13 protein-coding genes are annotated in these 12,464 nt (G+C 61.8%); 11 read left to right on the top strand and 2 right to left on the bottom strand.

Features of this window, described 5'->3' with window-relative positions:
* Window positions 1-136: 136 nt before the first annotated feature.
* The 4 genes from yajC (at window position 137) to C513_RS0103520 (ending at window position 4,248) form a co-directional block, all read left to right on the top strand.
* A complete protein-coding gene (yajC, locus tag C513_RS0103535; RefSeq protein ID WP_018714653.1) occupies window positions 137-457 on the top strand; it encodes a preprotein translocase subunit YajC in 321 nt (106 codons plus the stop codon).
* Window positions 458-577: 120 nt separating this feature from the next.
* Window positions 578-2,443, top strand: coding sequence for a protein translocase subunit SecD (gene secD / locus C513_RS0103530; protein ID WP_018714652.1), 1,866 nt, complete (start codon window positions 578-580; stop codon window positions 2,441-2,443).
* A gap of 26 nt (window positions 2,444-2,469) precedes the next feature.
* On the top strand, window positions 2,470-3,417 hold the full coding sequence (gene secF, locus C513_RS0103525) for a protein translocase subunit SecF (RefSeq protein WP_018714651.1): 948 nt from the start codon (window positions 2,470-2,472) through the stop codon (window positions 3,415-3,417).
* Between the two features lie 69 nt (window positions 3,418-3,486).
* Complete coding sequence (locus C513_RS0103520) at window positions 3,487-4,248, top strand: sulfite exporter TauE/SafE family protein (RefSeq protein WP_018714650.1); 762 nt, start codon at window positions 3,487-3,489, stop codon at window positions 4,246-4,248.
* Here C513_RS0103520 and pyrE read toward each other — a convergent pair.
* Window positions 4,245-4,940 carry an orotate phosphoribosyltransferase gene (gene pyrE, locus C513_RS0103515; protein WP_026320505.1) on the bottom strand — a complete coding sequence of 232 codons (696 nt, stop codon included), beginning with the start codon at window positions 4,938-4,940 and terminating at the stop codon, window positions 4,245-4,247. The two genes, C513_RS0103520 and pyrE, sit on opposite strands and share 4 nt — an antisense overlap.
* 48 nt (window positions 4,941-4,988) lie before the next feature.
* Between pyrE and C513_RS0103510 the strand changes: the two genes are divergently transcribed.
* From C513_RS0103510 to C513_RS0103480, 7 genes are all read left to right on the top strand, one after another.
* Window positions 4,989-5,780, top strand: a complete 792-nt coding sequence (locus tag C513_RS0103510) for an exodeoxyribonuclease III (RefSeq protein ID WP_026320504.1) — start codon at window positions 4,989-4,991, stop codon at window positions 5,778-5,780.
* Window positions 5,781-5,789: 9 nt separating this feature from the next.
* The gene (locus tag C513_RS0103505; protein ID WP_018714647.1) at window positions 5,790-6,428 is read left to right on the top strand and encodes an MBL fold metallo-hydrolase; all 639 of its coding nucleotides are present in this window, start codon (window positions 5,790-5,792) and stop codon (window positions 6,426-6,428) included.
* Between the two features lie 88 nt (window positions 6,429-6,516).
* Complete coding sequence (locus C513_RS0103500) at window positions 6,517-7,854, top strand: AmpG family muropeptide MFS transporter (protein ID WP_018714646.1); 1,338 nt, start codon at window positions 6,517-6,519, stop codon at window positions 7,852-7,854.
* On the top strand, window positions 7,851-8,822 hold the full coding sequence (gene galE / locus C513_RS0103495; protein ID WP_018714645.1) for a UDP-glucose 4-epimerase GalE: 972 nt from the start codon (window positions 7,851-7,853) through the stop codon (window positions 8,820-8,822). Before C513_RS0103500 ends, galE begins: the two co-directional genes overlap by 4 nt.
* Window positions 8,823-8,858: 36 nt before the next feature.
* Window positions 8,859-9,821, top strand: coding sequence for a WaaS/CpsH family glycosyltransferase (locus tag C513_RS0103490; protein ID WP_018714644.1), 963 nt, complete (start codon window positions 8,859-8,861; stop codon window positions 9,819-9,821).
* Window positions 9,814-10,554 carry a hypothetical protein gene (locus C513_RS0103485; RefSeq protein WP_156816026.1) on the top strand — a complete coding sequence of 247 codons (741 nt, stop codon included), beginning with the start codon at window positions 9,814-9,816 and terminating at the stop codon, window positions 10,552-10,554. The genes C513_RS0103490 and C513_RS0103485 overlap by 8 nt, the downstream gene beginning before the upstream one ends.
* A 23-nt stretch (window positions 10,555-10,577) precedes the next feature.
* Entirely contained in the window at window positions 10,578-11,315 is a 738-nt protein-coding gene (locus C513_RS0103480) for a glycosyltransferase family 25 protein (RefSeq protein WP_245552801.1), read from the top strand.
* An 11-nt stretch (window positions 11,316-11,326) separates the two neighbouring features.
* Here the strand turns inward: C513_RS0103480 and C513_RS0103475 are convergent, their stop codons facing one another.
* Window positions 11,327-12,454, bottom strand: a complete 1,128-nt coding sequence (locus C513_RS0103475; RefSeq protein ID WP_018714641.1) for a glycosyltransferase — start codon at window positions 12,452-12,454, stop codon at window positions 11,327-11,329.
* Window positions 12,455-12,464 lie beyond the last annotated feature (10 nt).

Raw genomic sequence — 12,464 nt, 5'->3', positions numbered from 1 at the left:
TGGCTGTACCGCCCTGTAACAGGATTGTCCTGTCCGGAAAAGCCGAAGGATTTACAATAACCGGTTGCATGCCTGCCATTCGTCCGACCGGAAGCGTGGCCGGGCTACCCCATATCCCCCATAAACAGGAGTTTTCGTGTTCATTTCCAATGCTTACGCACAGGCGGCTGCCGGTGCCGATACCGCCTCTTCCCTGATGTCCTTCCTGCCCATGATCGCAATGTTCGCGGTCCTGTACTTCATCATGATCCGTCCCCAGATGAAGAAGCAGAAGGAGCACAAGGCCATGGTCGAGGCGCTGGCGCCCGGCGACGAGGTCGTGACCGCTGGCGGCATCCTGGGTCGCGTCACCAGCGTGCGTGACACCAACATCAATGTGATGGTGGCCGAAGGCGTCGAGATCCAGCTGCAGCGCAGCGCCGTGGTGCAGGTGCTGCCCAAGGGTACGCTGAAGTAATTTCCGCCGGCGGCACCGGCAGCCCGCCGGCATGCCGCCACCCGGCCACGCCCCGGCCGTACCAGGGGCGACTGGTGCCTGCCGCCTGCCGGCAGCACCGCTAGATGGAAAGAATCAACCATGAACCGTTATCCGGTCTGGAAATACCTTGTCATGCTGTTTGCGGTGGTGATCGGCCTGATCTACACCCTGCCCAACTTCTTTGGCGAGGCACCTGCCGTGCAGGTGTCCTCGATCCGCTCCACGGTTGTCGTGGATGCCGGTGTGCAGCAGCGCGTCTCGGACGCCCTCACGGCTGCCCAGCTCACGCCTGACGTCACCACGCTGGAAAACAGCCAGCTGATGGTGCGCTTTGCCACCCCCGACCAGCAGCTCAAGGCGCGCGACGTGATCGAGCGCACGCTCAATCCCGATGCGACCGACCCGTCCTACGTGGCGGCGCTCAATCTGGTCTCGCGCTCACCGCAGTGGCTCACGTCCCTGCACGCCAAGCCCATGTACCTGGGCCTGGACCTGCGCGGCGGTGTGCACTTCATGCTGCAGGTGGACATGCAGACGGCGCTGAACAAGCGCCTGGACTCCTTTGCCAGCGATATCCGCACCCTGATGCGTGACAAGCAGCTGCGCTACACCGATGTGGCACGCAACGGCGACAGCATCGAGGCCAGCTTTGCCGATGCCGCTACCGCCGAACAGGCGCGCAACGTCATCCAGGACAATGTGCTGGAGCTGCAGCCCGAGCTGCAGGGCAACCGTGTGGTGGCGCGCTACAAGCCGGCCGAGGCCACGCGCTTCCAGGAGCAGGCCCTCAAGCAGAACATCCTGACGCTGCAGAACCGCATCAACGAGCTGGGCGTGGCCGAGCCGGTGATCCAGCAGCAGGGCCTGGACCGCGTGGTGGTGCAGCTGCCGGGCGTACAAGACACCGCCAAGGCCAAGGAAATCCTGGGCCGTACCGCCACGCTGGAACTGCGCATGGTAGATGAAAGCACCGAAGGCCGCGCCGCCGAAATGGGCTCCGGTCCGGTGCCCTTTGGCAGCGAGAAATTCCTCAACCGCGAAGGCCGCACCGTGATCGTCAAGAAGCAGGTGGTGCTGACCGGCGAGAACCTGACCGACGCCCAGCCCGGTTTCGACAGCCAGTCCCATGAGCCCACCGTCAACCTGACGCTGGACAGCAAGGGCAGCACGATTTTCCGCAACATCACGCGTGACAACGTGGGCAAGCGCATGGCCATCCTGCTGTTCGAAAAGGGCAAGGGGGAGGTGGTGACCGATCCCGTGATCCGTACCGAAATCGGCGGTGGCCGGGTGCAGATCAGCGGCCGCATGACGACACAGGAAGCCGCCGATACCTCGCTGCTGCTGCGCGCCGGTTCGCTGGCGGCCCCGATGGAAATCGTGGAAGAGCGCACCATCGGCCCCAGCCTGGGTGCCGACAACATCGAGAAGGGCTTCAAGAGTGTGGCCTGGGGCTTCCTGGCCGTGGTGATCTTCATGGTGGTGTACTACCATGTCTTCGGCGTCTTTTCGGCGATTGCCCTGGGGGTGAACCTGCTGCTGCTGGTGGCCATCCTGTCCATGCTGCAGGCGACGCTGACCTTGCCCGGCATGGCGGCCATGGCGCTGGCGCTGGGCATGGCCATCGATGCCAACGTGCTGGTCAACGAGCGTATCCGCGAGGAGCTGCGGGCAGGGGTGTCGCCACAGGCTGCCATTCTGGCCGGTTTTGACCGTGCCTGGGCCACCATTCTCGATGCCAACGTGACCTCGCTGATCGCCGGTCTGGCACTGCTGGCCTGGGGTAGCGGCCCGATCCGCGGCTTTGCCGTGGTGCACTGCCTGGGCATTGCCACCTCCATGTTCTCGGCCGTGTTCTTCTCGCGCGGCCTGGTGAACTTCTGGTATGGCCGCCAGCGCAAGCTCAAGTCGGTGTCGATTGGCACGGTCTGGAAACCCGAAAACGAACAGACCGCCAAGGCCTGATCCGGACATAGAAAAAGGACAGCATCATGGAATTTTTCCGGATCAAGAAAGACATCCCGTTCATGCGCTATGCATGGATCTTCAACCTCATCTCCTTTGCCACCTTTGCCCTGGCGGTGTTCTTCCTGGTCACGCGCGGCCTGCACCTGTCGGTGGAGTTCACCGGTGGTACCGTGATGGAAGTGGCCTACAGCCAGCCGGCCAAGATCGAGCAGGTGCGTGAAACCGTCAGTGGCCTGGGCTACCAGGAAGTGCTGATCCAGAACTTCGGTTCCTCGCAGGAAGTGATGATCCGGCTGCCGCTGGTGGAAGGCGTGACCTCGGCCCAGCAGAGCGAACAGGTGTTGCAGGCGCTGCAGACGGCCAGCCCCGACGTGCAGCTGCGCCGGGTCGAGTTCATCGGCCCGCAGGTGGGAGAGGAGTTGCTGCACAACGGCCTGAAGGCGCTGGCCTTCGTGGTGATTGGCATCATCATCTACCTGGCGGTCCGCTTTGAATGGAAGTATGCCGTCTCGGCGGTGATTGCCAACCTGCACGACATCATCATCATTCTGGGCTTCTTTGCCTTCTTCCAGTGGGAGTTCTCGCTCTCGGTGCTGGCGGCGGTGCTGGCCGTGCTGGGCTATTCGGTGAACGAGTCGGTGGTGATCTTTGACCGTATTCGCGAAACCTTCCGCCGTTATCGCAAGATGAATACGGTGGAGGTGATCAACCACGCTATTACCAGCACCATCAGCCGCACCATGATCACGCACGGTTCTACCGAGGCCATGGTGCTGGCGATGCTGATCTTCGGTGGCCAGGCACTGCACTACTTTGCCCTGGCGCTGACCATCGGCATCGTGTTCGGCATTTACTCCTCGGTATTCGTGGCGGCAGCCATTGCCATGTGGCTGGGCATCAAGCGCGAAGACCTGGTCAAGCCGCAGCGCAAGGATCCGCGAGACGATCCGAACGCGGGTGCCGTGGTCTGACGGCAGACAGCTGTAGATAACAGGGCCTGCGTGTTGCAGGCCCTGTTGCTTTCCGATCAGGAGTTAGCCATGGACTGGTTCATTGTCATTGCAGCCTCGCTGTTCGCCGGATTCGTCGATGCCATTGTGGGCGGGGGCGGCCTGATCCTGGTGCCGGCCCTGTTTGCCACCTTCCCGAACATGGTGCCGGCGACCTTGCTGGGTACCAACAAGTCGGCCTCGGTCTGGGGCACCAGCTTTGCCACCTGGCAGTTCAGCCGCCGCGTGCGCATGCCCTGGCGTGCCATGCTGCCGGCGGCGCTGGCCGGTTTCGCCGGCTCCTTTGTCGGGGCCTGGCTGGTGACCATGGTGAATCCGGACTTCCTGCGCAAGGCACTGCCCTTTGTGCTGGTGCTGATTCTGGCCTACACGCTGGTGAAAAAGGATCTGGGCACGCAGCACACGCCACGCTGGGCCGGACGCCACGAGATGCTGGCGGCCAGTCTGATCGGCCTGGCGCTGGGGGTATACGATGGTTTTTTTGGTCCGGGTACCGGCAGTTTTCTGGTGTTCCTGCTGGTGCGCGTGCTGGGCTATGACTTCCTGCACGCCTCGGCCGGGGCCAAGCTGATCAACGTCAGCACCAACGTGGCGGCGATTGCGCTGTTTGCCAGCAAGGGCCACGTGTGGTGGCAGCTTGGGCTGGCCATGGCCGTGGCCAATGTGGCGGGCAGCCTGATCGGCTCGCGCATGGCGCTGCGCCATGGCAGCGGCTTTGTGCGCATCGCCTTTATCCTGGTGGTGCTGGCGCTGGTGCTCAAGACCGGCTACGACGCCTTTGTGCAGGTTTAGCGCACGCCGTAGCGCTCGCGGTAGGCCAGCACCTGTGCGTGGCTGGCCGCCAGTTCCGCGCTGGCGTTGACCGGCTGTTGCAGATAGCCCAGCAGGTCATCCAGCGTGGCAATGGCGCAGACGTCCATGCCCAGCTCGCGGCGCACGTACTGCACGGCGCTGTAGGGCACGTCCTGGCCGTTCTCGGTCGCCATTTCCTGCCGATCCAGCGCCACGGCCACGGCACCCGGCGTGGCACCGGCGGCGCTGATCAGCGCAATCGATTCGCGTACGGCGGTGCCGGCCGACATGACGTCATCCACGATCAGTACCCGGCCCTGCAGCGGCGCACCGACCAGGCTGCCGCCTTCACCGTGGTCCTTGGCCTCCTTGCGGTTGTAGGCAAACGGCCGGTTGTGGCCCAGACGCGCCAGTTCCACCGCCACGGCAGCCACCAGCGGGATGCCCTTGTAGGCCGGGCCAAACAGCATGTCGAAACGGATGCCGCTGTCCAGGATGCGTTGCGCATAGAATTGAGCCAGCCGGCCCAGCATGGCCCCATCGTTGAACAGGCCGGCATTGAAGAAGTAGGGCGATTGGCGACCGGCCTTGGTCGTGAAGCTGCCAAAGCGCAGCACCCCGCAATCCACCGCAAATGCCACAAAGTCCTGGGCAAGAGAGTCCTGGGAAGGGGTGGAGGCTGCGTGGTTCATGGGTATCGTCCGTCAGGAATAAACAGGAAAAAAAGGAGTGCACGCCAGGTGTTTCGCTTGACCAGTCTCAACCTCAACGGCATCCGCTCGGCCACCACCAAGGGTCTGGAACCCTGGCTGGCAGCGCATGCCCCTGATTGTATGTGTGTCCAGGAGGTGAAGGCACAGCAGGCCGATATCGTCGGCAAGTTCGAGGTGCTGGCCGAGATGCAGGGCTACTTCCACTTTGCCGAGAAAAAAGGCTATTCCGGTGTGGGCATCTACACGCGGCATGAGCCCAGCGATGTGCGTGTGGGCTTCGGCTCGACCGAATTCGATGCCGAAGGGCGCTATCTGGAGCTGCGCTTTGACACGCCGCAGCGCGCGCTGTCCATCATCAGCTGCTATTTTCCCAGTGGCTCTTCGGGCGAGCTGCGCCAGGAGGCCAAGTACCGCTTTCTGGACGAGATGTATCCCTACCTGCTGGAGCTCAAGCAGGGGCGCGAATTCATCCTGTGCGGCGATGTGAATATCGCGCACAACGAGATCGACCTGAAAAACTGGAAGGGCAACCGCAAGAACAGCGGTTTCCTGCCCGAAGAGCGCGCCTGGATGACGCGCCTGCTGGCCGAGGCAGGCATTGTGGATGTGTACCGCCAGCTCAAGCCGGAAGCCACCGACGAGTGCTACACCTGGTGGAGCAACCGCGGCCAGGCCTACGCCAAGAACGTGGGCTGGCGGCTGGACTACCATCTGGCCACGCCGGCGCTGGCGCGCCATGCGCATACCGAGTCCATCTACAAGAGCGAGAAGTTCTCGGACCACGCGCCCATCACCATCGATTACGACTTTACCCTCTGAGGCATTCCCATGCTGCATTACCACACCATTCCCGTGACCCCGTTCCAGCAGAACTGCTCCATCCTCTGGTGTGACCAGACCATGGAAGGCGCGGTGGTGGACCCGGGCGGCGACCTGCCGCGTCTGCTGGCCTTCGTCGAGAAGCAGGGCATCCGCCTGACGCAGATCCTGCTGACGCACTGCCATGTGGACCACTGCGCCGGCACCGCCGATCTGGCCGAGCAGCTGCAACTGCCCATCATCGGCCCGCAGGAGGGCGACCAGTACTGGATCGATGCCTTGCCGCAAACGGCGGTCAACTACGGTTTTCCGCCGGCGCGTGTGTTCACGCCCACGCGCTGGCTGCAGGATGGCGATACGGTGCAGCTGGGCCAGAGCACGCTGCAGGTGCGCCACTGCCCCGGTCATACGCCGGGCCATGTGGTGTTCCACTCGGCCGAGGCGAATCGCGCTTTTGTGGGTGATGTGCTGTTTGCCGGTTCCATTGGCCGCACCGACTTTCCCGGTGGCGATTACGACACGCTGATTGCCAGCATCACGCAGCGCCTGTGGCCCATGGGCAACGACACCGTGTTCATTCCCGGCCACGGCCCGGAAAGCACATTTGGCCGCGAGCGCGTCAGCAACCCGTTTGTGGCGGGCACCTGATCGGGCTCCTCCATGGCATCTGCCGCAGTATGGCAAAAGATGCCGCCAGCCCGCTGAATTGGCTCCGGGGCGTGATACAACGTTGACCATGTCTGCATCTTCCGAAACTGCCGCTGCCACGCGCCCGACCTGGCGCGAATCCCTGCGCGTCTACCTGGAGCCGGCCAGCCTGCGCATGCTGGCGCTGGGCTTCTCGGCCGGCCTGCCCTTGTTGCTGGTATTGGGCACCCTGAGCTTTCGCCTGCGCGAGGCCGGTATCGACCGTGCCACCATCGGTTTTCTGAGCTGGGTGGGCCTGGCCTATGGCTTCAAGTGGGTCTGGGCCCCGCTGGTGGACCGGGTGCCGATTCCGCTGCTGACACGCTGGCTGGGCCGGCGGCGCAGCTGGCTGCTGCTGGCCCAGCTGGGCATTGTGGGCGGGCTGGTGGCCATGGCGCTGGGCAACCCGCAGCAGGGCCTGTTTGCCGTCACGGCGGCGGCGCTGGTGGTGGCCTTCAGCTCGGCCACGCAGGACATTGCGCTCGATGCCTTCCGTATCGAATCGGCCGAAACCGAAAAACAGGCGGCGCTGGCCGCCACTTACCAGACCGGCTACCGCTTGGCCATGATCTGGGCTGGTGCCGGTGTGCTGTGGCTGGCAGCGGGGGCGGAAACCGCCGGCAGCGGCTACCAGAACCAGGCCTGGATGACCGCCTATCTGGTGATGGCAGCTTCCATGCTGGTGGGCATCGTGACGGTGCTGCTGGCCCCTGAGCCGGTACCGGTGGCACAGCCCAGTCCGCGCACCCCGGGCGAATGGCTGCGCCAGACCCTGGTCGATCCCTTTGCCGATTTCTTCCGCCGCTACCGCTGGCAGGCGGCGCTGATTCTGGCGCTGATTGGCGTGTACCGCATCAGCGATGTGGTGATGGGCATCATGGCCAATCCCTTTTACGTGGACATGCAGTACACCAAGGCCGAAGTGGCGGCGGTGACCAAGATCTACGGCGTCATCATGACGCTGGTGGGGGCGTATGTAGGCGGCGTCCTGTCCATGCGCTTTGGCGTGATGCGCATCCTGATGCTGGGCGCGATTACCAGTGCCATCAGCAACCTGCTGTTTGCCTGGCTGGCCGGACACGGCCATGACGTCAACGCCCTGATCCTGGTGGTCTCGGCCGACAATCTGGCCGGCGGCATCGCCTCGGCAGCCTTTATTGCCTATTTGTCCAGCCTGACCAATATCCAGTATTCCGCCACGCAGTATGCGCTGTTCTCGTCGCTGATGCTGCTGCTGCCCAAGTTCGTGGCCGGCTGGTCTGGCGCGTTTGTGGACCAGTTTGGTTACGCCACCTTCTTTACCAGCACGGCGCTGCTGGGGCTGCCGGTGCTGGTGCTGGTGTGGCTGGCGGGGCGGGTGCTGGTGGTGCAGGAGAAGCGGCCATGAAGCATATTCTGGTGGTAGGGGGTGCAGGCTATATCGGCTCGCACATGGTGTGGCTGCTGGGCCAGCGCGGCGTGCGCGTCACGGTGCTGGACAACCTGAGTGCCGGCCATGCCGATGCCGTGTTGCATGGCGAACTGGTGGTGGGCGACATGGCCGATGCCGCCTTGCTGGACCGCCTGCTGGCCGAGGGCGCTTTTGATGCCGTCATGCATTTTGCCTCCTGCATCCAGGTGGGCGAGTCGGTGGCCGATCCTGGCAAGTATTACGCCAACAACGTCTCCAACACGATCACGCTGCTCAATGCCATGCAGCGGCACGGTGTCAGGCAGTTTGTCTTTTCCTCTACCGCGGCCACCTTTGGCGAGCCGCAATACACGCCCATTGACGAGCGCCATCCGCAGCAGCCCATCAACCCGTATGGCCGCACCAAATGGATGATTGAGCAGGCCTTGGCCGATTATGAGCAGGCCTACGGGTTCCAGTCGGTGTGCCTGCGCTATTTCAACGCGGCAGGCGCGCATCCGGATGGCCTGCTGGGGGAGCGCCACGAACCGGAAACGCACCTGATTCCGCTGGTGCTGCAGGCGGCCTCTGGTCGTCGCAGCCATATCAGCGTGTTCGGCCGCGATTACGACACACCGGACGGCACCTGCATCCGCGACTATATCCACGTGATGGACCTGGCCGATGCGCATTGGCTGGCGCTGGAGTACCTGGCTGCCGGTGGCCGGAGTACGGCCTTCAACCTGGGGAACGGCGATGGCTATTCCGTGCAGCAGGTGATTGATGTGGCGCGGCAGGTGACGGGACGTGCCATTCCGGTGCAGGAAGGGCCGCGTCGTGCGGGCGACCCGGCCCGGCTGGTGGCGGATGCCGCAAGGGCGCGGGAGGTGCTCGGGTGGCGGCCCGGGCGGGCTGATCTGGCGCAGATTGTGGGGGATGCTTGGGGATGGGAGTGCACGTCCTAGAAGGGCGATAGATGTGCCTTTGCTAGAATTCAAGACATGCTGCATGTCATTGCCAACACCAATTTTTTCCTGACGGAATTTGTCATGCAGAGGTTGCGGGGCGTGCACGACATACGTGTACTGGCGCATGATGGTCGCCGCCGTGGCAAATCAGTCTTGAAGATGGCCGAAGCCTATGCGCCATGGCTGGTTGACCGAATGCGGGCTGCCCGTTACTTTTCACCAGAATATTACGCACAGCTGCGCCAGATAGAGCCCCACGATGGGGTGCTGATCTTTGGTGTGGAGAACATCAAGGAGCTGCACATCCTGCAAGGCCATTTGCGTTCGTCAAGGTGCACTATCTTTACCTGGAATCCGGTGAGGGATTACCAGCAAAACCACTGGAAGCGTCAGCTGCATGTCCGCGCACTCAAGGGGTTGGGCATGCGGGTGGTGACATTCGATCCGGAAGATGCCAGAAAGCATGGGCTGGAATTGGTGCCGCAGGTCTACCGTGACGTATCCGTTCATGTGAAGCCATCGGTTCCGGAAGAGATCGACTTGTTCTTTGTCGGGCAGGACAAGGGCAGGTTACCAGTACTGCGGCGTTTGCTGGATTGTGCCAATGCGGCAGGTTTGCGTGCCTATTTTCATATCACGCCCGACAAGAATCGAAACTATTCTGCAGAAGATCAACAGCTGCTGACGAACATGCCCTTGTCATACGAAGATAATCTGTCGTGGGTCAATAAGTCGCGCTGTTTGGTAGAGGTTGTGCAGTCCCATCAAAGTGGGCCTTCGGTGCGCAGCATGGAGGCGGCCTTTTTTGACAAGAAGCTGCTGACAACAAGAAAAATGGCCCGGACGGATGCGCTTTATGCAGCAGACCGTGTTTTCATCGACAGCATGGACGATGCTGCCCAGTTGTCATCTTTTCTGCATGCGTCGCACGCTACCGTGGACCCTGTGCTGCTTGCCAAACACGATGTGTTGTACTGGTGTAGGCAGTTTGCGTGATGATTGGAATAAAGGAAGCCCCATGAGTGAACAGGCTAATGTGCATGCAATGTACTGGGACAATATTCCGCAAGGAATATTAAAGAAGCAGCAGGATGTTTTTGCCCATCTGGGCATCCCGTTGCGTCAGGAGCGCGCGCACAAGAAGCCCCATGGCGTCTGGATGCGGGAAGTGCTGGAGCGTCATGCATCTGAAGATATCGTTATCTTCTGCGACATAGACGCCTTCCCGTTGCACCAAGATGCCTACCTGCAGGCGGTGTCCCATGCGCAGCGCGGAGCCCTGTTCGGCCTGGCGCAGTTCTCCAACCACAAGCCGGGCAATGAGGTGTATGCCGGCCCCATGTTCATGGCGCTACGCAAGCAGTTGTGGGAGGACCTGGGCAAGCCCGATTTGCAATCCAGCAAGCAGCATGATGCTGCAGAGGTCCTGAGTGCGCTGGCGCGTGCTCGGGGTGTTGAAGTCGTGATGTCCGAGCCCACGGCTACCCTGATATCCAAGTGGGCGCTGGGATCGGAAGGGGTGTTCGGCATTGGCACCTTTTATGGCAGGCGCGACTTCTTTCATCTGTTCGAATCCAGGAAACCGGCATATGAGGCGTTGCTGGCGGCCGTGGCTGATGATGTCATCAAGGGCGGGCAGTTGAATTTTGCACATTATCTGGAGCTGGCACACACGCTGGCGACAGAAGCTCCAGCCAAGCGTCCTCGTTGGCAGTTCTGGAAGTCATGAGTATGTCGTTCTGGAGTCGCTGTTTGATCACCTTCATTAACCTGGACAAGGATGTTGAAAGACGCCAAAGGGTAGAGCGGGAGTTTGCGCGCCTGGGCCTGCCTGGAGAACGCTTTCCTGCTGTCTGGTGGGCAGATGTGCCCGAAGCTGAGCAGGCCAAGCTGTACAACGCTGCGCTTAACAGTGAGCAGTATTACAAGCCGCTGGTAAACGGCGAGAAAGGCTGCTATGCGAGCCATATACATGTTTGGCGAAAGTTCCTGGCGTCAGAGTCGGAATGGCTGGTGGTGCTGGAAGATGATGTAGTTCTTGATGACAGCTTTCCGGCCGTAGTACAAGCGATTGCCGGCGTCCAGGGCCAGTGGGACATGGTCAAGCTCATGGGGCGCTTGCAAGGTGAAAAGGTGCGTGCAAGAAGGCCCTTGACGCCGCAGCATGATCTGATCGCTTATCAAAGAGTGCCCAGCATGACGGCAGGCTATGTGCTGAGCAGGGAGGGGGCCCGCAAATTGCTGCAGAGCCGGATACCCTTCGGACGCCCGATTGATGTGGATTTGCGATTCTGGTGGGAAAATGACCTGACCATTCTGGGTGTGCTTCCCCCTGTGGTGCTGCTGGATGAAACCAGTGAAGTGTCGAGCATAGAGGGGGTGCGCCCGCCTGTGGGCTGGCTCATGCGCTGGCGCAAAATCCGCATGAAAGCGGCTTTGACATTAGGCAATATGCGCCACCTCGCGATGCGTGCCAAGACGCTGGATTGAGCTGGGACAGGCTATTCCGGATGACAGGGAGTGAATGACATCGTCAGGGCTTTGCCAGACTGTACGGCGCGTAGCAAGGATGCGTGTCTGGCTTGCATGACGGAAAGGTCAAATTCGGTTTCTGCTTGCTGGCGCGCTGCCAAAGCCAGGTGTTGTGCTTGAACCGGGTTGTTCAGCAGGCCATGAATCGCTTCCGCCATGGCGGAGGCGTCTCCCTCGGCCACCAGCAAGCCGGTACGCCCATGCTCAAGAACTTCGCGGACCCCCACGACATTGCTGCCGATGCAGGCACAGCCGGCTGCCATGCCTTCCAGCAAGGCCAGAGGCATGCCTTCATAGTGCGTGGATAAGACGAAAATTTGCTGCTGCATCAGGAATTGGGGCAGATCCTGCACCTGGCCAAGAAATTGCACTTGATCAGCAATTCCCAGCTTCGTAGCCAGTGTGCGGGCACGCTGCTGCTGCCGCTGCTTGCCACCTCCCGCCAGGTAGAGCGTGGGTTTTAGTCCCTGTTGCGCCAGCAGGGCCAGGGCATGGAGCAGGGTCTCGTGATCTTTCTGGCGTGCGAAACGGGCGGCCATGACAAGCGCCGGCTGCCGTTGATCCCAAGGGAGCAGGTCTTGTTTCGGGAAGCGCTGCATGTTGATGCCATTGGGGATGGCGACACAACGCTCGGCTGGAAAGCCAAGCTCCAGCAGACGCGCCTTGACCCCCTCAGAGACACCAATGCTGACGGCCGTATATCTGGCCAGCCACAGCGCCTGCTTCAATCGCCATGCTGTATACCGTTCCCGGGAGTTGTGCTCCACATGCACCAAATGGGGTACCTTGGCCAGAATGCCGGCATAACGCCCCCACAAATGGTCACTGAAGCCGTGCGCCACCAGAATATCCGGCTGCCACTCCAGCGCTATCTTGCGCAGGCTCAGCACCGTGGCCAGGTGCGACCAGCCGGGTACCACGCGGACATCCAGCCCCTTGTCGCGCAGGGCCTGGACGCGTGCCGCATCGGTATTGCGTTTGCGGCGCAATACCAGCAACACCTGCATGTCCTGGCCTTGCTGCGCGGCCAGACACAAGTCCACCGCTACCTGGGTAGCGCCGGAAAAGCCCCCGGTGACAAAGTGCAGGACGCGCATGAAAGCCTGT

The organism is Allobrachymonas chironomi DSM 19884 (assembly GCF_000374625.1).
In the GTDB taxonomy this organism is placed as follows: Bacteria; Pseudomonadota; Gammaproteobacteria; order Burkholderiales; family Burkholderiaceae_C; genus Brachymonas; species Brachymonas chironomi.
The sequence above is the reverse complement of the archived record's forward strand: the minus strand, read 5'-3'. Positions and strand labels throughout refer to the sequence as shown.

What these genes read in the sequence shown, in the direction of transcription:
- secD (WP_018714652.1), top strand. Translation starts at nt 578, where the DNA reads ATGAACCGTTATCCGGTCTGGAAATACCTTGTCATGCTGTTTGCGGTG.
- secF (WP_018714651.1), top strand. Translation starts at nt 2,470, where the DNA reads ATGGAATTTTTCCGGATCAAGAAAGACATCCCGTTCATGCGCTATGCA.
- C513_RS0103520 (WP_018714650.1), top strand. Translation starts at nt 3,487, where the DNA reads ATGGACTGGTTCATTGTCATTGCAGCCTCGCTGTTCGCCGGATTCGTC.
- pyrE (WP_026320505.1), bottom strand. Translation starts at nt 4,940, where the DNA reads ATGAACCACGCAGCCTCCACCCCTTCCCAGGACTCTCTTGCCCAGGAC.
- C513_RS0103505 (WP_018714647.1), top strand. Translation starts at nt 5,790, where the DNA reads ATGCTGCATTACCACACCATTCCCGTGACCCCGTTCCAGCAGAACTGC.
- C513_RS0103500 (WP_018714646.1), top strand. Translation starts at nt 6,517, where the DNA reads ATGTCTGCATCTTCCGAAACTGCCGCTGCCACGCGCCCGACCTGGCGC.
- galE (WP_018714645.1), top strand. Translation starts at nt 7,851, where the DNA reads ATGAAGCATATTCTGGTGGTAGGGGGTGCAGGCTATATCGGCTCGCAC.
- C513_RS0103490 (WP_018714644.1), top strand. Translation starts at nt 8,859, where the DNA reads ATGCTGCATGTCATTGCCAACACCAATTTTTTCCTGACGGAATTTGTC.
- C513_RS0103475 (WP_018714641.1), bottom strand. Translation starts at nt 12,454, where the DNA reads ATGCGCGTCCTGCACTTTGTCACCGGGGGCTTTTCCGGCGCTACCCAG.